Consider the following 25,967-nt stretch of genomic DNA (forward strand, 5'->3'; position numbering starts at 1 on the left):
GCATGTCAGCCGGTGACGGTGACCGCTTGGCTCACCGGTAGATCGAGTCGCCCGCGGGGTAGCCGGGCTGGTGCTCGGCGTGCGGAGCACGGGACGTCCCCGCCGGCGCCGGCGCCGGCGCAGTGGCAGGAGCCGCAGGGCCTGCGGGCACCGCGGCCGTGGGTGCGATGCCGGGCACGGGTGCACCCGGCTCAGCGACGCCGCGGGCGCCCGTCGTGGACGGGCGCGGGGTGACGGGGCCGAGGTCGTCCTCGGAGGCCACCGGTCGGCGCTGGCGGCGGATGGAGCGTCCCTTGGCGCGCTGGCGCTCGCTCTCCGGCCGGTAGTCGTACTCGTAGGTGCCGTATCCGGCGCCGCCCTCCTTGGCCTTGACCCGGTTGAGGATGAGGCCGAGCACCGAGCCGTTGACGGCCTCGAGCGAGTCGAGCGCACGGCGCACGTGCTCGCGCTGGGCGACACCGGCGCCGACGACGACGATGGCTCCGTCGACGATCGTGCTGAGCACGGCCGCGTCGGTGACGGGCAGCAACGGTGGTGCGTCGATGAGGACGTAGTCGAAGCGCTCGGCGAGGTCCTCGACGAGCTGTTCCATGTTGGACGAGCCGAGCAGCTCGCTCGGGTTGGGCGGGATGGGGCCCGCCCCGAGCAGCCGCAGCCCGGTGCGGCCGAACGGCTGCAGGACGTCGTCGACCGCGACGCGTCCGACGAGGACGTCGGTCAGGCCGACCGACCCCTCGAAGCCGAGGTAGTCGAGCAGGCGCGGTCGGCGCAGGTCACCCTCGATGACGACGACCTTGAGACCGGTCTCGGCGAGGCTGAGGGCGAGGTTGGCCGTCGTCGTCGACTTGCCCTCGCCGGGCAGCGAGGACGTGACGACGATCGACTTGGGCGGGTTGGCGACGTCGATGAACTGGAGGTTGGTGCGCAGCGAGCGGAACGCCTCGGCCCGCTGCGAACGCGGGTCGACCTGGACGATGAGCGGGTGGGCAGAGGCGTCGCTGTCGTAGGCGATGCCACCGAGGATCGTGCGGTCGGTGACCGCCTCGAGGTCCCGCTGGGACTTGACCGACTTGTCGAGCACGTCGCGCAGCAGCGCGACGCCGAAGCCGAGCAGCAGGCCGAGGATGAGACCGAGCGCCAGGTTGCGGGCCGGCTTCGGGCTGACCGGCGTCGGGTCGACCGCCGCCTCCTTGACGACCGTGACCTTGACCGGGCTCTCCTGTCCCTGCTTGCGCTCGATCTCCTGGATGATCTGCGGGAAGACGTCGCCGATGGCCGCCGCGATGCGCTGGGCGCCGGCCGGGGACCCGCTCGTCACGGTGACGTCGATGATGACGGTGTCGAGCGGAATCGTCGACGTCACCTGTGCGGCAAGCCGGTCGGCAGACGTGTCGATGCCGACCCTCTTGATGACCGGGTCGAGCACCTTCGGCGACTCGAGCAGCTGCGAGTAGGACTTGACCCGGGCCTGCGTGAACGTGTTGCCCTGCGCGAGGGAGGATGTCGTGTCGTCGCCGGACGTGGACACGAAGAACTGCGTCGTCGCGGCATACGTGCGTGGTGTCAGCGCGGTGTAGGCAGCCGCCAGACCGAGGGTCACGAGAGCGACGGCGGCGATGATCATCCACCGCTTCCGGATCACGTTGAGGTAGTCCTGCAGCTCCACTATCGCCATCATTTCTCATCGGCCGCGCCCGGTGACACGGCTCCTCGCCGGACAATCCGACACTTCACTTCCCGCGCATCCTAGTGCGAGACGTCCCGAATGCGCGGATCGAGTCCAGCGGGTCCGTAGAGTGACGCTCGTGATTCGGTGGATGTCGGACAGATCGGTGGGTCGGCTGGCGCTCGTGGGCCTGCTGGCCCTCGTCGTCGTGGACCTGCTCCTCGTCGTGCTCGCCTTCCGGCCCGACCATGCGGGGGCGTCCGCGGAGCCCCAGACGCCCGTGTCCACGCCGTCCACCGCTGCGGCGACGCCCACGACCTCGCCCGCGACGGTCGTCGGCGTGACCCCGGTGCGTCAGGTCATCGCGGCCGTCGACGACAGACGCGCCTGGCGCGGGACGCTCGGCACGTGCCGCGACGGCGGCGCGACCCTCTCGGTCACCACCGACGGCGGACGCACGTGGACCACCCGTACCCCACCCGTCCAGGCCATGGGGCGCGTGCAGCCCGTCGACGCCGACCGCGGCTTCGTCATCGGCGCCAAGGGTGCCGGGTGCGCCGTGGGAGAGTACGCCACCGACGACGACGCTGCGTCGTGGAGCGGGCCGCGCGACGTCGAGGGGGGCTGGTCGCGCCGTCCCGGCGGGGACCCGACCCGGGTCATCACACCGACACGTCCTGACGCCCGACCGTGCGGCCCCACCACGGTCGTCGACCTCGCCCGGGTCAGCGCCACCCGCGCCGTCGTCGTCTGCGCGGACGGCCGTCTCGTCCGCTCGACCGACGGGGGCGGGAAGTGGACCGCCCTGGCCACCGTGAAGGGCGCCCTCGCCGTCGGTGCCCGCGACGGCGCAGGTGCGGCCCAGATCTACGTCGCGCGGGCCACCGACGACTGCGCCGGCGTCGAGGTCGCCAAGGTCTCCGGCTCGGCCGCCTCGAAGGTCGCCTGCGTCAAGACCTCGCTCGACGGGGCCGACGGCAAGGTCTCCATCAGCGTCGTCGACCAGGGCGGCTGGTTGGCCGTCGCCGACGCGACGTGGCGATCCGACACGAACCTCGAGACGTGGCGCGCCGTCGCGTGACGGAGTCGTGCACGGCGACGTCGCACACGGCATACGCTGGCCGACCATGAAGGGGATCATCCTCGCGGGCGGCACGGGCAGCCGGCTGCACCCGATCACGCGCGGCATCAGCAAGCAGCTCATGCCCGTCTACGACAAGCCGATGGTCTACTACCCGCTGTCGACGCTCATGATGGCCGGCATCCGCGAGGTCCTCGTCATCACGACCCCGGGGGACGCCGAGCAGTTCCAGCGTCTCCTCGGCGACGGCTCGCAGTGGGGGATGGCGATCACGTATGCCGTCCAGCCGCGTCCCGAGGGTCTCGCCCAGGCCTTCGTGCTGGGTGCCGACTTCATCGGCGACGACCGGGTGGCCCTCGTCCTCGGCGACAACATCTTCTTCGGGCCCGGGCTCGGCACCCGGCTCGCCGACCACCGGGACGTCGAGGGTGGCCACGTCTTCGCGTACCGCGTCGCCGACCCCACGGCATACGGCGTCGTCGAGTTCGACCCCGACGGCCACGTCATCTCCATCGAGGAGAAGCCCGAACGCCCGAAGTCGAGCTATGCCGTGCCCGGCCTCTACTTCTACGACAACGACGTCGTGGCCATCGCCCGGGACCTCACCCCCAGCGCGCGCGGCGAGCTCGAGATCACTGCCGTCAACGACGAGTACCTCCGTCGCGGGGCACTCTCGGTCAGCGTCCTGCCGCGCGGGACGGCATGGTTCGACACCGGCACGTTCGAGGGCCTCATCGAGGCGAGCCAGTACGTCCACGTCGTCGAGGCGCGGCAGGGGCAGAAGATCGGCTGTGTCGAGGAGGTCGCCTGGCGCAACGGCTGGCTCGACGACGACGGCATGCGGCGGCACGCCGACGACCAGGCCAAGAGCGGCTACGGTCTCTACCTGCACGCCCTGCTGGCCGAGGGCAAGGACACCACCCCGTGAAGGCCCGGACCTGATGGACATCCGCCCGCTCCGCATCGACGGAGCCTTCGAGATCACGCCGCGCCAGTTCCCCGACGACCGAGGCGTCTTCGCCGAGGGCTTCCGCGCCGACCGCCTCGCCGAGGCCATCGGCCACGAGATGCAGGTCCGGCAGACCAACATCTCCGTCTCGTCGGCAGGAGCCCTCCGCGGCATCCACCTCGCCGACGTGCCGCCCTCGCAGGCCAAGTACGTCACGGCCACGAGCGGGGTCTTCGTCGACTTCGTCGTCGACGTCAGGGTCGGGTCGCCGACCTTCGGGCAGTGGGACTCCGTCCTGCTCGACACCGTCGACCGGCGGGCCGTCTACCTCGCCGAGGGGCTCGGCCACGCGCTCGCCTGCGTCGAGGACGGCACGGCCGTCTACCTGTGCTCCGAGGTGTTCAACCCCACGATCGAACGCGGCATCACCCCCCTCGACCCGGAGGTGGGCCTGGTCCTGCCCGACGGGTTCGAGCCGGTGCTCTCGCCGAAGGACGCCGCGGCACCGTCGTTGGGCGAGGCGCGCGAGCGGGGCCTGCTCCCGTCGCTCGAGGCGTGCCGCGCGCACGAGGCGAAGCTGCGCGGCGAACGGCAACGCTGAGCGCGACCGTGCCGGGCTGCGGCCGGCAGGTTCGCGGTTACTTGTAGGCGTTCAGCTCGTCGTTGCGGATCGCATCACCGAGCTCGCCCATCTTCGGCTCGTCGACGATGTCGATGGAGGCGCCCGCCGGGCTCGTGCCGAAGCCGGTGAAGGGCGCCGTGATGAAACGGATGTCCCCGCCACGCAGGCCACGCAGGGCGAAGGCCTCTGAGCGCATGGCTCCCACGTCGAGGTTCTGATCGACGGTGAGGTTGCTCGTCGCCGCCTCCGTGAAGTCCTTGAGCCGGACCGGATTGGTCAGGGTGTCGGCACTCAGCGTCTTGAGCATCAGCGCCTTGATGAACGCGAGCTGGCGCCGACCTCGGGAGATGTCACCCTCGCTGAGCTGGTGGCGCTCCCGCACGAAGGCCAGGGCCATCGCGCCGTCCATGTGCTGGACGCCGCGGGTGAAGACGTACGGTGGCTGGTTGCTCGCCTCCTCGACGTTGACGTCGACGCCGCCGACGGCGTCGGTCATGCTCTTGAAGCCCTCGAAGCCGAGCATGGCCACGTGGTCGACCCTGATGCCGAGGAGCTGCTGCATCGTCTGCACGAGGAGCGGGCCGCCACCGAAGGCGTACGCGGCATTGAGCTTGTTCTTGCCCTTGCCCGGGATGGAGACGTAGAGGTCGCGCGGGAAGTGGATCAACGTGACGTTCGAGCGGTCGGCGGGCACGTGCGCGAGGACCATGACGTCGGAGCGCGCCCCCTCGCGGTCAGGGCCGGCGTCGTTGCCGATGATGAGGTAGTTGGTGCCCGTCCCGGTGGGGACGGCGGCCCCGCCGGGCGCGGTCGGGGCCGGTGCCCCTGCGTCGGGCAGCAGCAACTCCTGCTTCACGTTGGCTGTGACGACGTGGTTGAGGTAGGCCAGGTAGCCGACGACGGCGAGGACGGGAACGAGGAGCAGGACGACCGCGGCCACCAGCACCTTGCGGTTCCGACGCTTCTCCTCCCGTCGGGGGAGGTCGAGGTCCGAGCCGTCGCCGCGCTCGTGGGACGACGGGTCGTCCTCGGACGTGATGCCGTGCTGCAGATCGTCCTCGAGCCCGTCGTCAAAGAGGCTGCTGGTCTGCCGTCCGGAGTTGTCCACGACGTCAGTGTAGGTGTCCAGATCGTCGCTTTCCGACGCTTACACTAACGGCCATGCCTCGGGAGCTCGTCGGTCGCCGCATGGGCGAGACGCCTCTCGTGGCGGCATCGGTCGTCGCGTTCCTCGCCTACGTGTGGTTGCTGACCCGAGCCACCGTGCCCCTCGTCAGCCTCTTCCACTTCGCCTCGGACGGCCGGCCCAAGCTGTATGCCGCCTTCCTCGCCATCCTCGTCGGCGCGCCCGGTGTCCTCTTCGTGCTACCGAGAGCCCGACGGCTGCCCGCCGCCCCCTCGTCCACCGATGTCCGCAGTCGTCGTCAGCGCGCCGCGAGGCGCCCGTCCCACCTGCGCACCGACCTCCTCGGCATGGCCCTCCTGTTGCTCGCCCAGGTACCGCTGCCCGCGCCGTGGGGACCGGTGGGCAAGGCAGCCACCATCGCCAACGTCACCAAGAGCCCTGACCTCGTGGAGGTCAGCGCCCTCTTCTCGTCGTGGTCCCTCAGCGTCATGGTGCTGGGAGTGCTCGCCGCGGTCCTCGCCAAGGTCTACAACCACGCCGCGGGTCTGCGCGTCATCGCCATCATCACCGTCGTCGGTTGCCCGGTCATCGCCTGGCTCGTCGTCGTGCGGGCCGTCTCCTGACGGACCCTGCACCAGACGGGGTCTCGGACCCCACCCACGGGCGGTGTGGGGCCCGTGGCCGGCCATGGGCCAGAATGCACCCATGTCCTCGACGCCCTCCTTCCCGACCACGACGCCGCGCAGCCTCTCCGGCATGCAGCCGACGAGCGACTCGCTCCACCTCGGCAACTACATCGGGGCGCTCGTCGAGTGGGTGCGTCTGCAGGAGACGCACGACGCGTTCTACTTCGTCGCCGACCTCCACGCCCTGACCGTCGCCCCCGACCCCGAGGTGCTCCGCGAGCGCACCCGCATCACGGCCGCGCAGTTCATCGCCGGCGGCGTCGACCCGGCACGCTCGACGCTCTTCGTCCAGAGCCACATCGCCCAGCACACCGAGCTCTACTGGGTGCTCGGGACGCTCACCGGCTTCGGTGAGGCGAGCCGGATGACCCAGTTCAAGGACAAGTCGGCCAAGGGCACCAACACCAACGTCGGTCTCTTCGCCTACCCCGTGCTGCAGGCCGCCGACATCCTCATCTACGACGCGAACGTCGTGCCCGTGGGCGAGGACCAGCGCCAGCACCTCGAGCTCTCGCGTGACCTGGCCGGCCGCTTCAACCAGCGCTTCGGGGACACGCTCGTCGTGCCCGAGCCGCACATCATGAAGGCGACGGCCAAGATCCAGGACCTCCAGGAGCCGACGGCCAAGATGAGCAAGTCGGCCGCCTCCGACACGGGGCTCGTCAGCCTGCTCGACGAGCCCGCACGCATCGCGAAGAAGATCCGCTCGGCCGTCACGGACGCCGAACGCGAGATCCGCTTCGACGAGGAGCACAAGCCAGGCATCTCCAACCTGCTCTCGATCCACTCGGCCCTGTCGGGCACGCCGGTGGCGATCCTCGAGGAGCAGTACGCAGGCAAGGGCTACGGCGACCTCAAGAAGGACGTGGCCGAGGTCGTCGTCGAGGCGGTGACGCCCTTCCGCACCCGGACCCTCGAGCTCATGGCCGACCGGGCCGAGCTCGACCGCATCCTCGCCGACGGTGCCGAGCGGGCTCGCGGGGTCGCCGAGGCCACCGTGCGCCGCGTCTACGACAAGGTCGGGCTGCTCGGCCGCCCTGGTCGGTGACCCCGGCCCGACGCTCCGCCCCCCAGACGCTCGGGCGCCTCTGGGATTCGGTACGGTCGGGGGCGTGAGTGTTGCGCGCCCCACGACGATCGGCGTCTCGATCCCGATCCCGGCACCGCACGGTGACTATCTCCAGCGTCGCCGGGCCGACTTCGGTGACCCCCAGGCCTGGCAGATCCCCGCGCACATCACCCTGCTGCCGCCGACCGAGGTCGACGCGGAGGCGTATGCCGCCTACCTGCGCCACTGCGCCGACGTTGCCGCCCGGCATGCCCCGTTCGACGTCGTCCTGCGTGGCACGGGGACGTTCCGGCCGCTGTCCGATGTCGTCTTCATCCAGGTGGCCCGGGGCGTCTCGAACTGCGAGGCGCTCGAGCGCGCGCTGCGTTCAGGTCCGGTGAGCCGCGAGCTCGAGTTCTACTACCACCCGCACGTCACCGTGGCCCACGACGTGCCGGCCGAGTCGCTCGACCTCGCCTTCACCGACCTCGCCGACTACTCCGTCGCGTTCGAGGTCGGCGCGTACCACCTCTACGAGCTGGGCGAGGACGACGTGTGGCGTCCCGTGCACGAGTTCACCCTCGTCGGGGGCTGACGGGTGCCGGCGCTCGGGCCCCTCATGGATCGGCTCAAGGCCCTGGCTGCGTACCGGGCGTGGACCCGCTTCAGCGGCTCGAGCGGCAACCTGCTCGCGGCGGGGGTCAGCTACTACGCCTTCTTCTCGATCTTCCCGGCGCTCGCGCTCGCCTTCGCGATCTTCGGCTTCGTCCTGCAGGACCGGCCCGACCTCGTCCTCGCGATCGCTGACTCCCTCAACAACGCCCTCCCCGGGATGGTGAAGACGCCGAGCAACCCCGACGGCATCATCAGCATCGAGGCGCCGGCGAGCCTGACGCTCACCCTGACAGGCATCATCTCGTTCGTGACGCTGCTGTTCGCCGGCATGGGGTGGGTCCGGGCGCTGCGCACCGGCATCCGCGGCGTCTTCGGTCTCGAGGTCGCGACCCACGCGATGGTGCGGACGATGGCCCGTGACCTGCTGGTCCTCGTGACCGTCGGTACCGCCGTCGCGGTCTCGGCGATCCTCACGAGCAGCATCGGGGGTCTGACCGAGCAGGTCGCCGGGTGGGTCGGTCTCGAGGGCAACGGACTTCTGGTCGGCCTGGTGGGACTCCTCATCGGCGTCGTCGTCGACACCTTCATCCTCGTCGTCCTGCTGCGGACCCTTTCGGGAGCACCGCTGCCGCTGCGCGACGTCCGTGCAGGAGCGGTGATCGGCGCCGTCATCCTCACGCTGCTCAAGCTGTTCGGCGGTTTCCTCGTCAGCCATGCCACGGCGAACCCGCTGCTCGGGGCGGTCGCCCTCTCGGTGGGACTGCTCTTCTGGCTCGACCTCATGTCCAAGGTCATCCTGCTCTCGGCCGCGTGGGCCGCCAACGACGTCGACCTCGACGCCCTGGGCGATGACACCGGCCGCTCGCCCCTGTCCAGAGCCGCCCGCCCCGTGTTCGTCTCCCCGCTCGCCTCCGGTGCCGACACGAGCCTCGTGCCGTATGCGGCAGCCCCCGTCACGGTGGCGCCGGGGCACGCTGGCGTGACTGGTCGAGACGCCGCCGGATCACGCGCCGTCGACCGGGTCAGCCTCGCCGCCGGCGCAGTCGTCGGTGCCGCAGCCGCGGCGGCCGTGGCCGCGGCTCGTCGGCTGATGCGGTGAGCTGACGCCGGCCGAGGCGTCGGGCGCTCACACCCCGCGCCGGCGCCGCAGGGCGACCGCGAGGAGCACGATGCCGGTGGTGCCGACGCCGGCCGCAGCCAGCACGACGAGCGACATCGTGCGGTCGTATGCCGTCACCTCGCTCGCCGGGACCGCCACGAGGGCAGGCGCGCCCGTCCCGGACGGGGCTGCGATCCCCGTACCGACTCCGGTGTCCGTCGCGCCGCCGGTGGGCAGCTCCGGCAGCTCGGGCACCGCGACCGGTGCAGCGGCCTCGCCGGGCTCGACGAGCCGCCCGACGGGAGTGACCCGGTCGGCGTTGGCGAAGCCCCAGTCGAGCAGGGCCGCCGTCGGCCTCCACGAGCCGGTGATGCTGCCCATCTGCGTCACGACGAGGGTGCGGCCGCCGCGGGTCGCGGCCCCGATGAAGGTGTGCTGCGCACGGTCGGTGCGGCCGGGCTTGATGCCCACGGCGCCGGGGTAGTGCCGCAGCAGCTCGTTGATGTTGTAGACGTGGAAGGCGGGCCACGTCTTCCCCCGCTTGTCCTTCCCACCGGGGAAGACGCTGTCGCGCTTCGCGATCGTGGCACGGAAGGCCGGCAGGCGCATGGCGTCGCGCCCGATGAGCGCGAGGTCGTAGGCGCTCGACCGCTGGGCGCCGTCGTCGAGGCCGCTCGGGTCGACGGTGAGGGTGTCGTGGGCCCCGACCTCACGGGCCGTGACGTTCATCGCCTCCACCGTGGCCGAGTAGCCGCCCGCGGCGTCGGCGAGCGCGTAGACGGCGTCGTTGGCCGAGAACATCAGCATCGCGTCGAAGAGGCTCGAGACGGGGTAGCGGTTGCCGGCGAGGATGCCGACGCGTGACCCGGCCGCGTCCTGCGCGTCCTGGCCGGCGACGACGACCTGTCGCGGGTCGAGCCGCGGCATCAGCGTCAGGGCGGTCAGGGTCTTGAGGGTGCTGGCCGGCCGCAGCCATGCGTGCGGGGACTTGGCGGCGAGGACCTCGCCGGTGTCGAGGTCGGCCACGACGTACGAGACGTCGTAGACCTCGGGCGGCGCGGGCACGGAGGCCGGCCGGTCGACGACGACCCCGGACTCGGCCAGGCGCGAGCCGCCGACGACCGTCTCGGGCGTCCACGCGGGGTGGGCGAAGGGGGTGGGTGGCGCGTTGCGGCACACGACGCGGACCTTCGGCGGCTTCGCCGGTGTCGGCGCGGCGGTCGGGCGCGGGACCGGGACCTGGGACTGCGCCGTCGCGGACGGCGTCGCGGAGGTCGTCGCGGAGGTCGACGCGGAGGGTCGCGCGGTCGACGCCCGGGCCGCGGGCTCGTCGGTCGGGAAGACCCGCGGCGTCAGCGTCACCCCCACCGGGACGGCCTGGCGGGTCTGCCACGGCGCGCACGTCGGTGCGGCGACGGCTGGCGCCGCGGCTGCGACGCGGGGGAGGGGCGCACCGGCAGCCGACGGGACGGCATACGTCGTCGTCAGGGCGAGCCCGAGCCCGAGCGCGCTGAGCGCCGCGCCCGCGACGGGGACCGTCCACGGGCGACGTCGGGCCGGGTCTTTGGGCGTCATCGCCGGGAAAGACTAACCCGCCCCGGATGCTCCGGGGCGGGTCGTCGGGGTCCTGCGGTGGGGGCGTCGCGCCTCACTCGCCGCGCATCAGGGCGCCGCGCAGGTCCTTGTTGAGCTGGTTGATGACGTCGAGCGGGATCTCCTTGGGGCAGGCCGAGGAGCACTCGCCGATGTTCGTGCAGCCGCCGAAGCCCTCGTGGTCGTGCTGGCTCACCATGTTGACGACGCGCGCATCACGCTCCGGCTGGCCCTGGGGGAGCTCGCCGAGGTGGGTGATCTTCGCCCCCATGAAGAGCATGCCGGACGCGTTCGGGCAGGCCGCGACGCAGGCACCGCAGCCGATGCAGGCAGCCGCCATGAAGGCGCGGTCGGCCTTGTCCTTGGGCACCGGCACGGAGTGGGCTTCGGGCGCCGAGCCGGTGTTGGCGCTGATGAAGCCACCGGCCTGGATGATCCGGTCGAAGGACGAGCGGTCGACGACGAGGTCCTTGATGACGGGGAAGGCGTCCGCGCGCCACGGCTCGACGGTGATCTCGTCTCCGTCGGAGAAGCTGCGCATGTGCAGCTGGCACGTCGTCGTGACCTCGGGGCCGTGGGCCTTGCCCGAGATCATCAGGCCGCACATCCCGCAGATGCCCTCGCGGCAGTCGGAGTCGAAGGCGATGGGCTCCTCGCCCCGGGCGTTGAGCTGCTCGTTGAGGACGTCGAGCATCTCGAGGAAGCTCATGTCCTCGGAGATCTCGGTGACCGGGTAGGTGACCATCTCGCCCTTGGTCGTCGGGCCGGCCTGACGCCAGATCTTGAGGGTGAGGTTCACTTGTAGCTCCGCTGCTTCAGCTCGACGAATTCGTAGACCAGGTCTTCCTTGTGCAGGACCGGCGCACCGTCCTGCCCGCCCCACTCCCACGCGGCGACGTAGGCGAACTCGTCGTCGTGACGCAGCGCCTCGCCGTCCTCGGTCTGGGACTCGGCGCGGAAGTGGCCGCCGCAGGACTCGCGGCGGTGCAGCGCGTCGATGCACATCAGCTCTCCGAGCTCGAGGAAGTCGGCGACGCGGCCGGCCTTCTCGAGGCTCTGGTTGAGCGTGTCGGCCGCGCCGAGCACCTTGACGTTGCGCCAGAACTCGTCGCGCAGGCCACGGATGAGGTCGATGGCCTTGCGGAGGCCTTCCTCGGACCGCTCCATGCCGCAGTACTCCCACATGATGTTGCCGAGCTCCTTGTGGAAGGAGTCGACCGAGCGGTCGCCGTTGATCGACAGCAGCTTCGCCACGCGGGCGTCCACCGAGGCGCGGGCCTCGGCGACCGCCTCGTGGGACTCGTCGAGCTTGTCGAACGGGCCCTTGGCGAGATAGTCACGGATCGTGTGCGGGAGCACGAAGTAGCCGTCGGCGAGGCCCTGCATGAGGGCGGAGGCGCCGAGGCGGTTGGCACCGTGGTCGGAGAAGTTCGCTTCGCCCGTGACGAAGAGGCCCGGGATGCTCGACTGGAGGTCGTAGTCGACCCACAGGCCGCCCATCGTGTAGTGCACGGCGGGGTAGATGCGCATCGGCACCTCGTACGGGTTCTCACCCGTGATCCGCTGGTACATGTCGAGCAGGTTGCCGTACTTCTCCGCGACGGCCTCGGCGCTCATCCGCTTGAGGGCGTCGGTGAAGTCGAGGTAGACCCCGCGGCGGAAGTCGCCGACCTTGGGGCCGACGCCGCGGCCCTCGTCGCAGACGTTCTTGGCCTGGCGGCTGGCGATGTCACGCGGCACGAGGTTGCCGAAGGAGGGGTAGATCCGCTCGAGGTAGTAGTCGCGGTCCTCCTCGGGGATCTCGCGCGGGTCCTTCTCGCAGTCGGCGGCGTTCTTGGGCACCCAGATGCGGCCGTCGTTGCGCAGCGACTCCGACATCAGCGTCAGCTTGCTCTGGTGCTCGCCGGCCACCGGGATGCACGTGGGGTGGATCTGCGTGTAGCAGGGGTTGCCGAAGTAGGCCCCCTTGCGGTGCGCGCGCCACGTCGCGGTGACGTTGCTGCCCATCGCGTTGGTCGAGAGGTAGAAGACGTTGCCGTAGCCACCGGAGGCGAGCACGACGGCGTCGGCGAGGTGGGTCTCGATCTCGCCGGTCACGAGGTCGCGGGCGATGATGCCGCGGGCCTTGCCGTCGACGACGACGACCTCGAGCATCTCGTGGCGGTTGAACATCTCCACCGTGCCGGCGGCTACCTGGCGCTCGAGCGCCTGGTAGGCGCCGATGAGCAGCTGCTGGCCGGTCTGGCCCCGGGCGTAGAAGGTGCGGGAGACCTGCACACCGCCGAACGAGCGGTTGTCGAGCAGCCCGCCGTACTCACGGGCGAAGGGCACGCCCTGCGCGACGCACTGGTCGATGATGTTGGTGCTGACCTCGGCGAGGCGGTAGACGTTCGACTCGCGCGAGCGGTAGTCGCCGCCCTTGACGGTGTCGTAGAAGAGGCGGTAGACGGAGTCGCCGTCCTCCTTGTAGTTCTTGGCGGCGTTGATGCCGCCCTGCGCGGCGATCGAGTGGGCGCGGCGCGGGGAGTCCTGGTAGCAGAAGGACTTGACGTTGTAGCCGGCCTCGCCGAGCGTCGCGGCGGCCGCGCCACCGGCGAGGCCGGTGCCGACGATGATGACCGAGAGCTTGCGGCGGTTGGCCGGGTTGACGAGCGAGGCCTCGAACTTGCGGGTGTTCCAGCGGCGGTCGATGGGACCGGTCGGGGCCTTCGTGTCGCGGATCGGCTCACCCTCGGCATACAGGCCGTGGACGAGGCCGGGCAGCGGCGAGTCGGGTGTCGTGGAGGTCGTGGTCACTGGTCAGCTTCCCTTGACGAATCCGAAGAGGATGGCGAGCGGCGGCAGGGCGAACCCCACGCTCGTGACGAGCGCGATGACCGTCCCCAGCGTCTTGGCGCGCCGGCGCGCGGTCGCGTTGCCGGCCCAGCCCAGGGTCTGGGTGGCGCTCCAGACGCCGTGGTAGAGGTGCAGGCCCAAGGCGACGAGGGCGAGCAGGTAGATCAGGACGACCCACCACACCTGGAAGCTGCTGATGACGAGCAGGCCCGGGTTGCCCTCGGCCGGAATCGAGCCCACGTTGAACTTGACGATCGTGAACTGGAGCAGGTGCCACACGAGGAAGAGGAGCAGCGCGACGCCGCCCCAGCGCATCATCTTGCTCTTGACCGTGGCCCGGGCCGCGGCCTTGGCCACGTAGCGCGTCGTCCGGGCCCCTCGCGCACGGCTCCACAGGTAGAACGCGGACCACGCGTGGGCCACGAGCGCGACGACGAGGACGACGCGGAAGAGCCAGAGGAAGCCGCCGAACGGCAGGAAGGGCGTGAAGAGCGTCCGGAGGTGGTCGGCGTACTCGTTGAAGGCGTCGACACCGCCGAAGATCTTGAGGTTGCCGTACATGTGCACGAGGACGTAGAACACGAACAGCGCGCCCGAGAGAGCCATGAGCATCTTCATGAACACGGTGCTCCGGCGGGCCGATGCAGGTCGATTCGATCCCGTCACCGGGAGAAGTTTGGTGGCCACGCTCGAAACCCTATCCCCGAGTCTTTGCCGGCTCCGACGGCTACCGCCCGGTACACGCCGAGTGTGATCATTTCCACTGTCGCGTCCGGTGAGCCCACCTCAGCGCTTGCGCAGACCGATCTTCGTACCCAGCCACACGAGCGGGTCGTAGTGGCGCCCGGCCACGCGCTCCTTCATCGGGATGATCGCGTTGTCGGTGATCTTGATGTGCTCGGGGCAGACCTCGGTGCAGCACTTCGTGATGTTGCACATCCCGATGCCCTGTTCCTCGCGGGCGAAGTCCGCACGGTCGTCGCGCGCGTCGAGCGGGTGCATGTCGAGCTCGGCCGCGCGGATGAGGAACCGCGGGCCGGCGAACGCCTCCTTGTTCGTCTCGTGGTCACGCACGACGTGGCAGGTGTCCTGGCACAGGAAGCACTCGATGCACTTGCGGAACTCCTGCGAGCGCTCGACGTCCACCTGCTGCATCCGGTACTCGCCCGGGGCCACGCCTTCCGGCGGGGCAAAGGCGGGGATCTGTCGCGCCTTGGCGTAGTTGAACGACACGTCGGTGACGAGGTCGCGGATCACCGGGAAGGCGCGCAGCGGCGTGACCGTGACCGTCTCGGTCTCGCTGAAGGTCGACATCCGGGTCATGCAGAGCAACCGCGGCATGCCGTTGACCTCGGCGCTGCACGAGCCGCACTTGCCCGCCTTGCAGTTCCAGCGCACCGCGAGGTCGCCGGACTGGGTGGCCTGCAGGCGATGGATGATGTCGAGCACGACCTCGCCGTCGTTGACCTCGACGGTGTAGTCGACGAGGTCTCCGCCGTCCGCGTCGCCGCGCCAGACCCGGAACTTCGCGTCGTAGCTCATGACCTGCTCCCGTCGGTGTGCGTCGCCGGGGCCGGCACCGCGGCCAGCTCCTCCGGCGTGAGGTACTTGGCGAGCTCGTCGGTGTCGAAGAGGGCCAACAGGTCGCCGCGCATGGCCGACATCGGCTGCTCGCGCACCTCGATGGCGTCGCCGTGCGCCGAGCAGATGAGGTTGCGGCCCCGCCAGTGAGGGTCCATCGTCGGGTAGTCGTCGCGGGTGTGCCCGCCGCGGCTCTCCTGACGCAGCAGCGCGGCTCGGGCGACGCACTCGCTGACGGCGAGCATGTTGCGCAGGTCGAGGGCGAGGTGCCAGCCGGGGTTGAACTGCCGGTGGCCCTCGACGGTCAGGTGCTGGGCCCGGACCTTCAGCTCGGCGAGTCGGTCCAGCGCTCGCTCGATCTCGTGGGCCGTGCGGATGATGCCGACGAGGTCGTTCATCGTCTGCTGCATCTCCTGGTGGAGGGTGTACGGGTTCTCACCGCCCTCCTCCTCGAACGGCGCGAGCGCAGCGGCCGCGGCGGCGTCGATGACCGCCTGGTCGACGTCCGGCCGACGGTCGCCGAGGCCCTGGACGTATGCCGCGGCGCCCTTGCCGGCGCGGGCGCCGAAGACGAGCAGGTCCGAGAGGGAGTTGCCGCCGAGGCGGTTGGACCCATGCATCCCTCCCGACACCTCCCCGGCGGCGAAGAGGCCGGGGACTCCTGCAGCGGCGGCGGTGTCCGGGTCGACCTCGACACCGCCCATGACGTAGTGACAGGTGGGGCCGACCTCCATCGGCTCCTTCGTGATGTCGACGTCGGCCAGTTCCTTGAACTGGTGGTGCATCGACGGCAGCTTCTTGAGGATCTCCTCCGGGGTGCGGCGCGACGAGATGTCGAGGAAGACGCCGCCGTGGGGGGATCCGCGTCCTGCCTTGACCTCGGAGTTGATGGCGCGCGCCACCTCGTCGCGGGGGAGCAGCTCGGGCGGACGCTTGTTGCGGTCCGGATCGGTGTACCAGCGGTCGCCCTCTTCCTCCGTCTGGGCATACTGACCCCGGAAGACGTCGGGCACGTAGTCGAACATGAAGCGCTTGCCCTCGGAGTTCTTCAGCACGCCGCCGTCGCCACGCACCGACTCCGTGACGAGGATGCCCTTGACCGAGGGCGGCCAGACCATGCCTGTCGGGTGGAACTGGACGAACTCCATGTTGACGAGGTTCGACCCGGCGCGCAGGGCCAGGGCGTGGCCGTCGCCGGTGTACTCCCACGAGTTCGAGGTGACCTTGAACGACTTGCCGATGCCGCCGGTCGCGAGCACGACGGCCGGCGCGTTGAAGCGCACGAAGCGGCCCGACTCGCGCCAGTAGCCGAACGCGCCGGCGACGGCCCCGCTCGGATCCTGGAGCAGGTCCGTGATCGTCACCTCGGCGAAGACCCTGAGCCGGCTCTCGGGGTCGCCGGACTCACGCTCGTCGTCCTGTTGGAGGGAGACGATCTTCTGCTGCATCGTGCGGATCAGCTCGAGCCCGGTGCGGTCGCCGACGTGGGCGAGGCGTGGGTACTCGTGACCACCGAAGTTGCGCTGGCTGATGCGTCCGTCGGGCGTGCGGTCGAAGAGGGCGCCGTACGTCTCGAGCTCCCACACGCGGTCGGGGGCCTCCTTGGCGTGCAGCTCGGCCATCCGCCACGAGTTGAGGAACTTGCCGCCGCGCATCGTGTCGCGGAAGTGCACCTGCCAGCTGTCGTTGCTGTTGACGTTGCCCATGCTCGCGGCGATGCCGCCCTCGGCCATGACCGTGTGCGCCTTGCCGAAGAGGGACTTGCAGATGATGGCCGTGCGCAGTCCGCTCTCGCGTGCGGCGATCGCGGCGCGCAGCCCCGCCCCGCCCGCTCCGATGATGAGGACGTCGTAGTCGTAGGTCTCCAGCTCGGCTGTCATCAGTTGAAGAACCTCAGGTCGGTCAGGGCCCCGGACGCGACCAGGGCGATGTAGGCGTCGGTGATCATCAGCGTGCCCAGGGTGATCCAGGCGAGCTGCATGTGCCGGGTGTTGAGCCGCGACACGACGGTCCAGGCGCGGTAGCGCACCGGGTGCTTGGAGAAGTGCTTGAGGCGTCCGCCGATGAGGTGGCGGCACGAGTGGCACGACGCGGTGTAGAGCCAGAGGAAGGCGGCGTTCACGAGCATGATCAGCGTGCCGAGGCCCATGCCGACGCCGCCGTCCTTGCCGTGGAAGGCGTCGAAGGCGTCCAGGGTGTTCATCGCGGAGACGACGACCGCGGCGTAGAAGAAGTAGCGGTGGATGTTCTGCAGGATCAGGGGAAAACGCGTCTCGCCGGTGTACCTCGCGTGCGGCTCGGCCACGGCGCAGGCCGGCGGCGAAAGCCAGAACGACCGGTAGTAGGCCTTGCGGTAGTAGTAGCAGGTGAGCCGGAAGCCGAGCAGGAGCGGCAGCAGGAAGAACGCATACGGCACGAGGGGCGGCAGCTCACCGAGCCAGGTGCCGAGGTGGCGCGCTTCGGGGACGCACGAGGCGGTCACGCAGGGGGAGTAGAAGGGGGTGAGGTAGTGGTACGCCTCGACGAAGTAGTACCGCTGCATGGAGGTCCGCACCAGCGCGTAGAGCAGCCAGATGACGAGCAGGGTGACGGTGATGACCGGCTGGACCCACCACCGGTCGCCCCGCAGGGTGCGCTCGGCGATCTGCGCCCGCCCGGGCGAGCCGACCCCGCCGGCGACCGATCCGCCCCCGCCGGAAGCCGGGTCGAGCCTCGTCTCACTCATCGTGCGAACCTCCACCGTCGTTGGTCGGGCGCCGCGGCTCACTCTAGTGTCCCCGTGCGTCGCGTCGGGGTGATCACGACCCGCCCCGCGCGTGGTGCACGCGGACCTAGGGTGTGGTCATGGTGCTTCATGAAGCGGCCGCGGCCCTCGACTGGGTGATGGACAAGTCCCTGGTCCTCGGCTACACGAAGATCGGTCCGGCCGTGCGCCGGAACTGGTGGCCGCACGACCCCGTGCCGGGCGCCCTCATCGGACGACACGTCCTCGTCACCGGCGCGAGTGGCGGCCTTGGTCTGGCGACCGCCCGGGGGCTCAGTCGACTCGGCGCCGCCGTGCACCTCACCGGCCGGAGCGCCTCGCGCCTCGACGACGCCCGTTCCCTGCTGCTCGAGGAGCAGCCGCTCGCCGACGTCACGACCCACGTCGCGGACGTGAGCGACCTCGCCGCGACGGCGGAGTTCGCCCGGCAGTTCTCGGCCGAGGTGCCCAGCCTGCACGCCGTCGTGCACAACGCCGGCGTCATGCCGCCGAAGCGCACGACGACACCGGAGGGTCATGAGCTGTCCCTCGCCACCCACGTGCTCGGCCCGCACGTGCTGACCTACGGCCTGCGCGGGTCACTCGCCGGCGGGCGGGTCGTCCTCGTGACGTCCGGCGGTGCCTACGGCCAGCGCCTCGCCGCCGACGACCCCGAGTACACCCTTGGCGACTACTCTCCGGTCACGGCCTATGCCCGGACCAAGCGGATGCAGCTCGTCCTCACGGAGCTGTGGGCCCGCGACCTGGAGGTCGACGGCATCCGCATCCACTCGATGCACCCCGGCTGGGCCGACACCCCGGGTGTCACGGACTCCCTGCCTCGCTTCGCCGCCGTCACGGGCCCGTTGCTGCGCGATGCCGACTCGGGCGCCGACACCGCCGTGTGGCTCATCGCCACCGACGACACCATCGGCACGGGCGGCTTCTGGCACGACCGGCGACGCCGCCCGACGCACTACGCGCCGATCGGGGTCGAGACGCCCGAGCAGGTGGGGCGGTTCTGGGACTTCGTCCTGGACGCGACCCAGCAGCCCGCGCCGGGCGCCTGAGCGCGCGGACGGCATACGCCCCGGTGGGGGCTCGGGGACGGAGGCAACAGGTCCAGCGCCCGATCCGCTGGAAACGAGGTGACCGTCCCGGCTCAGCCGCTCTCAGAGGAGCTCGGTGCGGCCTTGGGCGGCCAGGATCTCGACGACCTTCTTGACGTCCTGGGCGCGGTCCGGTCGCGTGATGAGCAGGGCGTCCTGCGTGTCGATGACGACGATGTCGTCGACGCCGATGAGCGCCACGAGCCGTCCCCCCGCCGACACCGTGGCGGTCGAGTCGATGCTGATGATGTCGTCGGCCGGGCCGATGGCGGTGATGCCCGGCAGCTCGCTCGACTCGGTGACGAGCTTGGTGAGCGAGTTGAAGTCGCCCACGTCGTCCCAGCCGAGGGCTGCGGGCACGACGGCGACGCGGCCGGCGGCAGCAGCCGGCTCGGCGACGGCGTGGTCGATGGCGATCTTCTGGAGCGACGGCCACAGGTCCCGCATGCGGCGGGGGTCGGAGGCGATGGTGCGCAGGTGGCCGACCATCTCGGCGTGGTTCTCGGCGAGCAGCTCGAGCAGAGTGGTCGCGCCGACGACGAACATGCCTGCGTTCCAGCGGTACTCGCCGCTCTCGAGGTAGCGGGTCGCCGTCTCCAGATCGGGCTTCTCGACGAAGTCGTCGACGCGGTGGGCGCTCGGCGCACCGACGACGTCAAGTGGTGCGCCGAGCCGGATGTAGCCGAAGCCGGTGGCCGGCTCGGTCGGCTCGATGCCGATGGTCACGAGCTCGCCGCGCCGGGCGAGGACGACGGCCTCGGCGACGGCCCGGCGGAAGTTGTCGGGCTCGGTGATGACGTGGTCGGCGGCGAACGAGCCGAGCACCGCCTCGGGGTCGCGTCGCTCGAGGACGGCGGCGGCGAGCCCGATGGCGGGCATCGAGTCGCGGGGCGACGGCTCGCCGATGACGGCGTCGTAGCCGAGCATCGGCAGCTGGCGACGCACCGCCTCCTCGTGGGCGACCCCGGTGACGACGAGGATCCGGTCGTCGACGAGCGGCTCGAGGCGGTCCCACGTGGCACGCAGCAGCGACTGCCCGGACCCGGTCAGGTCGTGCAGGAACTTCGGCGAGCTGCGGCGCGAGATGGGCCACAGCCGGGTGCCCGAGCCGCCGGCGGGGATCACGGCCCAGAAGCCGGGGATGCCTGTCATGGGGGACACCGTATCGAGCCGTCCGTCGATGCCCGAACCCGTGCGAACCCGCCGGGGCCTCGTCGACATCCGTCGACATCCGTCGACATCCGTCGACATCCGTCGACGACGGGTGGCAACCGGCGACCCCGGTGGGTCAGGTCAGCCGATGTCGCGACGACGCAGCGCCGCGAGCCCCGCGACGCCGAGAGCGGCGGCGACGAGGGTGAGCCCGACGAGGGGGGCGCCGTCGAACGCGCCGCCCGGCAGCGCCGGCAGGTGCGTGAACGGTGAGAGGTCGACGAGCCAGCCCGGCAGGTCGAGCAGGTCGCCGAACTCGCCGAGCAGGAGGAAGACGATGAGCGCCGCCCAGGCAAGGCCGGTGAAGCGGGGGAGGGCGCCGTACAGCAGCATGGCGACGGACAGGACCACCCAGACGGCGGGCAGCGTCGAGAGGGCGGCTCCGACGAGGCGCACCACGGTCCCGCCGACATCACCCACGTCGGCCCCGTGGACGAGGCCGGCCACCACGACGCTGACGAGCATGACGACAGCGGAGGCCACGATGGCGATCCCGATGTGTCCGAGCGCCCACGCGGTGCGTCGCACCGGCGTCGCGAGGACGGACTCGAGGCGCGTCGTCGTCTCCTCGGTGTGCATCCTCGTGACGAGGGCGATGGCCAGGGCCGACGCACCGATGGCGGCGAAGTGCAGCTCGGTGGCGAAGTAGATGTCGGTGATCGAGCCGGCGTCGCCGCCCATCGCCCGCAACATGTCGGCGACCTGGGGCGAGTCGACGAACGTCTCGACGCTGCCCGCGATCGACCCGAGGACGAGGCCGAGCACGACGTACGCGACGACCCAGCCGACGAGCGTGCCACGCGCCAGGCGTCGGGTCAGCGCGCCGGCGGAGCGCACGGGGCTGCGGTCGTGCCCGGCTCGGCTCGGCAGCACCCCGGACCCGAGGTCCCGCCGGTCGAGCATCGCGAACGCTGCGGCGACGAGTGCGGCGTAGAGCGCGAGCCCGAGCACCGCGATCCAGTAGCGGTTCTCGCCGAAGGGCGACACCTTGACGCCCCAGCCGAGCGGCGACAGCCACGACAGGACGCGGGCCGGGCTGTCGGCACCGGCGGTGTCGCCCACGGCCCGCACGAGGAAGGCGACGGCCAGCGCGCCGAGGGACCACGCCGCCGTGCCACGGGTGCTCGAGGTCAGCTGCGCGGCGACCGCGGTGACGCCGACCCAGGACAGTCCCATGACGAGCCAGGAGACGCCGAGGGCGACCGAGCCGGCGGCGTCGAGCCCGACGGCGATCGACCAGACCACCGTGAGGACCACGGTGAGCAGCACGGCGGCGGTGCCGAGCAGCACGGCGGCCGTCAGCGCCGCCCGGCGCCCGACGACGCCGGCCCCGAGCAGCTCGAGGCGGCCGGCCTCCTCCTCCGTCCGCGTGTGGCGCCGGACGACGACGTAGGCGAGCAGGGCGAGGAAGACGCCGCCGAGCAGCACCGACTTGAGCGTCGCGATCGAGTCGATGCTGAGGCTCGAGATCGGGCCGTACATCGCGACGAGCGCCGGGTTGGCGAGCGTGGAGGCCATGCCCTGCTGCGCCGACTCGAGATCGGGGAAGAGCGCGAACGTCGCCTGCGCCGACAGGGCGACGAAGGCGGCGAGGCCGAACGCACTGACCGGCACGAGCACCCGGTCGCGCCGCGCAGCGAGCCGCAGCAGCGAGGTGGTCCCCGTCAGTCCGGCGCTGGACTGACGTGCGGGGACGGCCAGGGCGGTCACGACGTCGCCGTCGACGTCGTGCGGTACTGGTCCATGAAGAGCTCCTCGAGTGACGGCGGGGCGCTCGTCAGGGCCGAGATGCCGTAGGTCCCGAGCACCTCGAGCAGCCGCCCGAGGTCGTCGCCTCCGACGGTGCACGTCACCCGGTCGTCGGACACGAGGACGTCGCCGACGCCCGGCAGCCCGGAGAGCAGAGCCGCGTCGACCGGGCGTGCGACGGTCGCCCGGACGGTCGTTCGGGACAGGTGGCGCAGGTCGGTCAAAGTGCCCGACTCGACGTTGACCCCGGCGCGGATGATGCTGACGCGGTCGCACACCTGCTCCACCTCGGACAGGATGTGGCTCGAGAGGAGCACCGTGCCACCGCCCTGCCGGAACTCGCGGACGACGTCGCGGAACACCGCCTCCATGAGCGGGTCGAGACCGGAGGTGGGCTCGTCGAGCAGCAGCAGCTCGACGTCGGAGCTCAGGGCCGCGACGAGGGCCACCTTCTGCCGGTTGCCCTTCGAGTAGGAGCGACCCTTCTTGGTGGGGTCGAGGTCGAACCGTTCGAGCATCGACGCGCGCCGCTTCTCGTCCACGCCCCCTCGGAGCCGGGCGAGGATGTCGATGACCTCACCCCCGGTGAGGTTGGGCCAGAGGGCGACGTCGCCGGGAACGTAGGCGAGGCGGCGGTGCAGCGTCTCGACGTCGTGCCACGGGTCGCCGCCGAGCAGTGTCGCGCTGCCGCCGTCGGCGCGCAGCAGACCGAGCAGGATGCGGATCGTCGTGGACTTGCCGGCGCCGTTGGGGCCGAGGAAACCGTGGATCTCACCGGTGGCCACGTCGAGGTCGAGCCCGTCGAGAGCCACGGTGTGCCCGAAGGTCTTGCGCAGGTCGTGGACCTGGATGGCGGAGGTCATGAATCGACAATACACAACTTTCACGGTTTACTGAATGCCATGAGAGTTGGGTCAGGGTCGGTCCACGCGACGGAGGAGGAGTGGTGACGTCAGTGCGACAGCGGTCTAACCGCGACGAGCGGGGGGTCTCGGCCTATGTCGAACGTCTCGGCGACACCCTCACCGACGCCGGCATGCCGCGCCTGGCCGCCCGCGTCTTCGCCCGGCTGCTCGCCGACGACGACGGCCGGATGACCGCCGCGGAGCTGACCGAGTCGCTCGACGTGAGCCCGGCCGCGGTGTCCGGGGCCGTGCGCTACCTGACCCAGACCTACCTCATCGGCAAGGAGCGCGAGCGGGGGTCCCGCCGCGACGTCTACGTCGTGCAGGCCGACGCCTGGCACGGCGCGATGCTGTCACGCGACCGGATGCTGGCCCAGATCGAGTCGGGCCTGCGTGCGGGGGTACCCGCCGTCGGTGGGCTCGGCACCGAGGCCGGTCGGCGCCTGCAGCTCTCGGTGGCCTTCCTCGAGTTCCTCGGCGACCGGCTCGCCGAGCTCGAGGGGGAGTGGGCCGCCCGCAAGGCCGAGATCACCCGGACCTGGCCGACCGACACCCCCTGACCCTCCCCAACCGTCGAGAGGCCACGTTCCGCCTTCCCGCCCGCGTCGAGAGGCCACGTCCGGCCCCAAATCTGGGGACACGGCATACGTCCTCGGCGACGTGAGATCGGCAACGTTCCTCGGCGGGGGCGCGGTCGCCCGAGGCCACGCCGATACGCTCGGCAGCATGGCTGACAGCACTGGTGCGCGCTCCGAGTCCGACCTGCCCATCGAGCCCGTCTACGACGCGTCGGCCCTGGCCGGCTTCGACGCCGACAGCAAGCTCGGCGCGCCCGGCAGCTACCCCTTCACCCGCGGTGTCTATCCGTCGATGTACACCGGTCGTCCGTGGACGATGCGCCAGTACGCCGGGTTCGGCACCGCGAAGGAGAGCAACCAGCGCTACCACCAGCTCGTCAAGGCCGGCACGGGGGGTCTGTCCGTCGCCTTCGACCTGCCGACGCAGATGGGCTACGACTCCGACGAGTCCATCGCGCACGGCGAGGTCGGCAAGGTCGGCGTCGCCGTCGACAGCCTCGACGACATGCGAACGCTCTTCGACGGCCTGCCCCTCGACAAGATCTCGACGTCGATGACGATCAACGCGCCCGGCTCGACGCTGCTCCTGCTCTACCAGCTCGTCGCCGAGGAGCAGGGCGTCGCCGGTGACCAGCTGACCGGCACGATCCAGAACGACGTGCTCAAGGAGTACATCGCCCGCGGCACCTACATCTACCCGCCGCGCGAGTCCCTGCGCCTCATCGCCGACATCTTCGCCTACTGCCACAAGGAGATGCCGCGCTGGAACACCATCTCCATCTCCGGCTACCACATGGCCGAGGCCGGGGCGACGCCCGTGCAGGAGATCGCCTTCACCATCGCCAACGCCATCGAGTACGTCCGCGCCGCGCAGGCCGCAGGGCTGCACGTCGACGACTTCGCCCCGCGCCTGTCCTTCTTCTTCGTCGCGCGCACGACCCTCATCGAGGAGGTGGCGAAGTTCCGCGCGGCTCGCCGAATCTGGGCGCGGATCATGAAGGAGGAGTTCGGTGCCCAGAACCCGAAGTCGATGATGTTGCGTTTCCACACGCAGACCGCCGGTGTCCAGCTGACTGCCCAGCAGCCCGAGGTCAACCTCGTCCGTGTCGCGCTCCAGGGGCTCGGTGCGGTGCTCGGCGGCACGCAGTCGCTGCACACCAACTCCTTCGACGAGGCCATCGCCCTGCCGACCGAGAAGGCCGCGCGGCTCGCGCTGCGCACGCAACAGGTCATCGCCTACGAGACCGACGTGACGAAAACCGTTGACCCGTTTGCCGGTTCGTACGTCGTCGAGTCGATGACCGACGAGATCGAGGAGGCCGCGCTCGCGCTCATCCAGGCCGTCGAGGACAAGGGCGGCGCCGTCGCGGCCATCGAGCAGGGCTTCCAGAAGGGCGAGATCGAGCGATCGGCGTACCGCGTCCAGCTCGAGATCGACAACGGTGAGCGCACCGTGGTCGGCGTCAACCGCTTCGTCCTCGACCAGGAGGACCGCTACGAGCCGCTCCGTGTCGACCCGACGATCGAGGCCGACCAGCGCGCCCGGCTCGAGGCCCTGCGCGCCGATCGCGACAACGAGGCCGTGGCAGCAGCGCTCGCGAAGCTCCAGGACGCCGCCCGCGGCACCGACAACCTCCTCTACCCGATGAAGGAGGCGCTCGCCGCGCGCGCCACCGGCGGCGAGGTCGCCCACGCCCTCCGCGCGGTCTGGGGCACCTACCAGCCCCGCGAGACCTTCTGAGTCGAGCACGTATTCCGTGTGCCCGGCTCGACGGACCGCCACGAGGGCCGCTGTGCCTGAGTGTCGAGCACGACTACGACGCGGTCGGGAGGTTCGTGGCGGTCCGACGGCGCTCGGCGACGGTCTCGCGCAGGGCGGCCAGGACGTAGTCGGGCTCGAACATGACCTCGTCCCAGGTGAACCGAAGCACCACCCATCCGCGCGCCGCCAGCCCCGTGTAGCGCCGGCAGTCCCGCTTCAGCGCTGCTCGGGTGCCGTGGTTCTCGAATCCCTCGGCCTCGATCACGATGCCCAACGACCGATCGGCCAGATCCACCTGGGCGAAGAAGCCGCTGCCCTTGACCACGTGCTGGGTCACGACGCTCAGCCCGTCGACCCGCAAGCACAGGGCGCGCAGCACCGACTCAAACGGGTTGGCGGCGCCGCGATCGACGTGTTGGAGCACCCGGCCGATCTTTCGCCTCGACCGGGGCGGCAACCGCAGCGCCAGATCCCGGACGACCAGCGGTGACAGGCCGTCGCGCCATGAGGAGTCCGCCACGGCGAGGGCCTCGTCGAACGGCAGGTCCAGACAGCAGTCGATGACCGTGCGTGCCGGGCTGGTCACCCACCCGTCGACGAGCTCGTCAGCGGCAAGGTCTCGCCAGTGGCGGAGCACCCCGGACCGCGCCGGCTCGCGCAGCTTGCGGCCTCTCGGCAGCGTCACGTGGGCGAGGTCGGGCTCGTGCTTGACCGCCCATCCCCAGTGGAGCGCCGCCGTGAGGTGCGACGCAGTCGCGCTCACGGACTCTGCGGTGCGGCGCGCCGCCGTCAGGCTCGATAGGCCGTAGCGACCTCGGCCCAGTGGCACGACACTCCCATCAGCGACTGCGCGCCGCAGCTCGCGTCGGCGCACGACCGGCCGCAGCTGTGACCATCGGGCGCTGCCGCCGCACTGTGCCAGCACGGTCGAGACGTCCATGGCTTCAGGCTGCCCGCGCGACTCGACCGGTGGCTGACGCCATCCACAGGACCGACGGACCGCCACGG

General features: G+C 70.8%; 23 protein-coding genes. 10 read left to right on the forward strand and 13 right to left on the reverse strand.

Annotation, left to right across the window (positions count from 1 at the left end):
- Nucleotides 1-31: 31 nt before the first annotated feature.
- Nucleotides 32-1,666, reverse strand: a complete 1,635-nt coding sequence (locus tag NR112_RS09620; RefSeq protein WP_256793827.1) for a polysaccharide biosynthesis tyrosine autokinase — start codon at nucleotides 1,664-1,666, stop codon at nucleotides 32-34.
- Nucleotides 1,667-1,817: 151 nt separating this feature from the next.
- Here NR112_RS09620 and NR112_RS09625 point away from each other — a divergent pair, with 151 nt between their 5' ends.
- The 3 genes from NR112_RS09625 to NR112_RS09635 are packed head-to-tail and all read left to right on the forward strand — an operon-like array spanning nucleotide 1,818 to nucleotide 4,297.
- Nucleotides 1,818-2,747 (forward strand): hypothetical protein, encoded by a 930-nt coding sequence (locus NR112_RS09625; RefSeq protein WP_256793829.1) that lies wholly within the window; start codon nucleotides 1,818-1,820, stop codon nucleotides 2,745-2,747.
- A gap of 46 nt (nucleotides 2,748-2,793) precedes the next feature.
- Nucleotides 2,794-3,675: a glucose-1-phosphate thymidylyltransferase RfbA gene (gene rfbA, locus NR112_RS09630; RefSeq protein ID WP_256793831.1), complete on the forward strand. Its 882-nt coding sequence runs from the start codon at nucleotides 2,794-2,796 to the stop codon at nucleotides 3,673-3,675.
- 13 nt (nucleotides 3,676-3,688) lie between these two features.
- The gene (locus NR112_RS09635; RefSeq protein WP_256793833.1) at nucleotides 3,689-4,297 is read left to right on the forward strand and encodes a dTDP-4-dehydrorhamnose 3,5-epimerase family protein; all 609 of its coding nucleotides are present in this window, start codon (nucleotides 3,689-3,691) and stop codon (nucleotides 4,295-4,297) included.
- 37 nt (nucleotides 4,298-4,334) lie between these two features.
- Here NR112_RS09635 and NR112_RS09640 read toward each other — a convergent pair whose 3' ends face one another.
- A complete protein-coding gene (locus NR112_RS09640; RefSeq protein WP_256793835.1) occupies nucleotides 4,335-5,426 on the reverse strand; it encodes an LCP family protein in 1,092 nt (363 codons plus the stop codon).
- A 53-nt stretch (nucleotides 5,427-5,479) separates the two neighbouring features.
- On the opposite strand from NR112_RS09640, the gene NR112_RS09645 reads away from it, so the two are divergent.
- From NR112_RS09645 to NR112_RS09660, 4 genes are all read left to right on the forward strand, one after another.
- A complete protein-coding gene (locus tag NR112_RS09645) occupies nucleotides 5,480-6,067 on the forward strand; it encodes a hypothetical protein (protein ID WP_256793837.1) in 588 nt (195 codons plus the stop codon).
- Nucleotides 6,068-6,131: 64 nt separating this feature from the next.
- On the forward strand, nucleotides 6,132-7,178 hold the full coding sequence (gene trpS / locus NR112_RS09650) for a tryptophan--tRNA ligase (protein ID WP_374512077.1): 1,047 nt from the start codon (nucleotides 6,132-6,134) through the stop codon (nucleotides 7,176-7,178).
- Nucleotides 7,179-7,242: 64 nt separating this feature from the next.
- Nucleotides 7,243-7,773, forward strand: a complete 531-nt coding sequence (locus tag NR112_RS09655; protein ID WP_256793841.1) for a 2'-5' RNA ligase family protein — start codon at nucleotides 7,243-7,245, stop codon at nucleotides 7,771-7,773.
- Between the two features lie 24 nt (nucleotides 7,774-7,797).
- Nucleotides 7,798-8,892 carry a YihY/virulence factor BrkB family protein gene (locus tag NR112_RS09660; protein WP_256793843.1) on the forward strand — a complete coding sequence of 365 codons (1,095 nt, stop codon included), beginning with the start codon at nucleotides 7,798-7,800 and terminating at the stop codon, nucleotides 8,890-8,892.
- A gap of 27 nt (nucleotides 8,893-8,919) precedes the next feature.
- Here NR112_RS09660 and NR112_RS09665 read toward each other — a convergent pair whose 3' ends face one another.
- The 7 genes from NR112_RS09665 to NR112_RS09695 all read right to left on the reverse strand — a co-directional run bounded on the left by NR112_RS09665 (nucleotide 8,920) and on the right by NR112_RS09695 (nucleotide 17,626).
- The gene (locus tag NR112_RS09665; RefSeq protein WP_256793845.1) at nucleotides 8,920-10,467 is read right to left on the reverse strand and encodes a D-alanyl-D-alanine carboxypeptidase family protein; all 1,548 of its coding nucleotides are present in this window, start codon (nucleotides 10,465-10,467) and stop codon (nucleotides 8,920-8,922) included.
- Nucleotides 10,468-10,540: 73 nt separating this feature from the next.
- A complete protein-coding gene (locus tag NR112_RS09670; RefSeq protein WP_256793847.1) occupies nucleotides 10,541-11,284 on the reverse strand; it encodes a succinate dehydrogenase/fumarate reductase iron-sulfur subunit in 744 nt (247 codons plus the stop codon).
- A complete protein-coding gene (locus NR112_RS09675; protein ID WP_256793890.1) occupies nucleotides 11,281-13,248 on the reverse strand; it encodes a fumarate reductase/succinate dehydrogenase flavoprotein subunit in 1,968 nt (655 codons plus the stop codon). Before NR112_RS09675 ends, NR112_RS09670 begins: the two co-directional genes overlap by 4 nt.
- A 36-nt stretch (nucleotides 13,249-13,284) precedes the next feature.
- A complete protein-coding gene (locus tag NR112_RS09680; protein WP_256793848.1) occupies nucleotides 13,285-13,938 on the reverse strand; it encodes a succinate dehydrogenase cytochrome b subunit in 654 nt (217 codons plus the stop codon).
- Between the two features lie 168 nt (nucleotides 13,939-14,106).
- Entirely contained in the window at nucleotides 14,107-14,862 is a 756-nt protein-coding gene (locus tag NR112_RS09685) for a succinate dehydrogenase/fumarate reductase iron-sulfur subunit (protein ID WP_256793849.1), read from the reverse strand.
- Nucleotides 14,859-16,781 (reverse strand): fumarate reductase/succinate dehydrogenase flavoprotein subunit, encoded by a 1,923-nt coding sequence (locus NR112_RS09690; RefSeq protein ID WP_256793850.1) that lies wholly within the window; start codon nucleotides 16,779-16,781, stop codon nucleotides 14,859-14,861. Before NR112_RS09690 ends, NR112_RS09685 begins: the two co-directional genes overlap by 4 nt.
- Nucleotides 16,781-17,626 carry a hypothetical protein gene (locus tag NR112_RS09695; RefSeq protein WP_256793851.1) on the reverse strand — a complete coding sequence of 282 codons (846 nt, stop codon included), beginning with the start codon at nucleotides 17,624-17,626 and terminating at the stop codon, nucleotides 16,781-16,783. Before NR112_RS09695 ends, NR112_RS09690 begins: the two co-directional genes overlap by 1 nt.
- A 119-nt stretch (nucleotides 17,627-17,745) precedes the next feature.
- On the opposite strand from NR112_RS09695, the gene NR112_RS09700 reads away from it, so the two are divergent.
- Nucleotides 17,746-18,714 (forward strand): SDR family NAD(P)-dependent oxidoreductase, encoded by a 969-nt coding sequence (locus NR112_RS09700; RefSeq protein ID WP_256793852.1) that lies wholly within the window; start codon nucleotides 17,746-17,748, stop codon nucleotides 18,712-18,714.
- Nucleotides 18,715-18,816: 102 nt separating this feature from the next.
- Here NR112_RS09700 and NR112_RS09705 read toward each other — a convergent pair whose 3' ends face one another.
- The 3 genes from NR112_RS09705 to NR112_RS09715 all read right to left on the reverse strand — a co-directional run bounded on the left by NR112_RS09705 (nucleotide 18,817) and on the right by NR112_RS09715 (nucleotide 22,577).
- A complete protein-coding gene (locus tag NR112_RS09705; RefSeq protein WP_256793853.1) occupies nucleotides 18,817-19,905 on the reverse strand; it encodes a mannose-1-phosphate guanylyltransferase in 1,089 nt (362 codons plus the stop codon).
- 141 nt (nucleotides 19,906-20,046) lie between these two features.
- The gene (locus NR112_RS09710; protein ID WP_256793855.1) at nucleotides 20,047-21,675 is read right to left on the reverse strand and encodes a polyketide antibiotic transporter; all 1,629 of its coding nucleotides are present in this window, start codon (nucleotides 21,673-21,675) and stop codon (nucleotides 20,047-20,049) included.
- Nucleotides 21,672-22,577, reverse strand: coding sequence for an ABC transporter ATP-binding protein (locus NR112_RS09715; RefSeq protein ID WP_256793857.1), 906 nt, complete (start codon nucleotides 22,575-22,577; stop codon nucleotides 21,672-21,674). Before NR112_RS09715 ends, NR112_RS09710 begins: the two co-directional genes overlap by 4 nt.
- Before the next feature lie 83 nt (nucleotides 22,578-22,660).
- Here NR112_RS09715 and NR112_RS09720 point away from each other — a divergent pair, with 83 nt between their 5' ends.
- Both NR112_RS09720 and NR112_RS09725 read left to right on the forward strand, forming a co-directional pair.
- Entirely contained in the window at nucleotides 22,661-23,179 is a 519-nt protein-coding gene (locus NR112_RS09720; RefSeq protein ID WP_256793858.1) for a GbsR/MarR family transcriptional regulator, read from the forward strand.
- Between the two features lie 166 nt (nucleotides 23,180-23,345).
- Nucleotides 23,346-24,938, forward strand: coding sequence for a methylmalonyl-CoA mutase (locus NR112_RS09725; protein WP_256793859.1), 1,593 nt, complete (start codon nucleotides 23,346-23,348; stop codon nucleotides 24,936-24,938).
- Between the two features lie 73 nt (nucleotides 24,939-25,011).
- Here NR112_RS09725 and NR112_RS09730 read toward each other — a convergent pair whose 3' ends face one another.
- Complete coding sequence (locus NR112_RS09730; protein ID WP_256793860.1) at nucleotides 25,012-25,722, reverse strand: DUF559 domain-containing protein; 711 nt, start codon at nucleotides 25,720-25,722, stop codon at nucleotides 25,012-25,014.
- Nucleotides 25,723-25,967 lie beyond the last annotated feature (245 nt).

Origin of the sequence: Terrabacter sp. Ter38 (assembly GCF_024519435.1) — a bacterium.
Classification (GTDB): domain Bacteria; phylum Actinomycetota; class Actinomycetes; order Actinomycetales; family Dermatophilaceae; genus Terrabacter.

Excerpts from the sequence above, each read along its gene's own strand:
- rfbA (WP_256793831.1), top strand. The coding sequence starts at position 2,794 with ATGAAGGGGATCATCCTCGCGGGCGGCACGGGCAGCCGGCTGCACCCG.
- NR112_RS09680 (WP_256793848.1), bottom strand. The coding sequence starts at position 13,938 with ATGAAGATGCTCATGGCTCTCTCGGGCGCGCTGTTCGTGTTCTACGTC.
- NR112_RS09695 (WP_256793851.1), bottom strand. The coding sequence starts at position 17,626 with ATGAGTGAGACGAGGCTCGACCCGGCTTCCGGCGGGGGCGGATCGGTC.
- NR112_RS09665 (WP_256793845.1), bottom strand. The coding sequence starts at position 10,467 with ATGACGCCCAAAGACCCGGCCCGACGTCGCCCGTGGACGGTCCCCGTC.
- NR112_RS09625 (WP_256793829.1), top strand. The coding sequence starts at position 1,818 with ATGTCGGACAGATCGGTGGGTCGGCTGGCGCTCGTGGGCCTGCTGGCC.
- NR112_RS09700 (WP_256793852.1), top strand. The coding sequence starts at position 17,746 with ATGGTGCTTCATGAAGCGGCCGCGGCCCTCGACTGGGTGATGGACAAG.
- NR112_RS09715 (WP_256793857.1), bottom strand. The coding sequence starts at position 22,577 with ATGACCTCCGCCATCCAGGTCCACGACCTGCGCAAGACCTTCGGGCAC.
- NR112_RS09705 (WP_256793853.1), bottom strand. The coding sequence starts at position 19,905 with ATGACAGGCATCCCCGGCTTCTGGGCCGTGATCCCCGCCGGCGGCTCG.
- NR112_RS09690 (WP_256793850.1), bottom strand. The coding sequence starts at position 16,781 with ATGACAGCCGAGCTGGAGACCTACGACTACGACGTCCTCATCATCGGA.
- trpS (WP_374512077.1), top strand. The coding sequence starts at position 6,132 with ATGGGCCAGAATGCACCCATGTCCTCGACGCCCTCCTTCCCGACCACG.
- NR112_RS09660 (WP_256793843.1), top strand. The coding sequence starts at position 7,798 with ATGGATCGGCTCAAGGCCCTGGCTGCGTACCGGGCGTGGACCCGCTTC.
- NR112_RS09725 (WP_256793859.1), top strand. The coding sequence starts at position 23,346 with ATGGCTGACAGCACTGGTGCGCGCTCCGAGTCCGACCTGCCCATCGAG.
- NR112_RS09685 (WP_256793849.1), bottom strand. The coding sequence starts at position 14,862 with ATGAGCTACGACGCGAAGTTCCGGGTCTGGCGCGGCGACGCGGACGGC.
- NR112_RS09645 (WP_256793837.1), top strand. The coding sequence starts at position 5,480 with ATGCCTCGGGAGCTCGTCGGTCGCCGCATGGGCGAGACGCCTCTCGTG.
- NR112_RS09635 (WP_256793833.1), top strand. The coding sequence starts at position 3,689 with ATGGACATCCGCCCGCTCCGCATCGACGGAGCCTTCGAGATCACGCCG.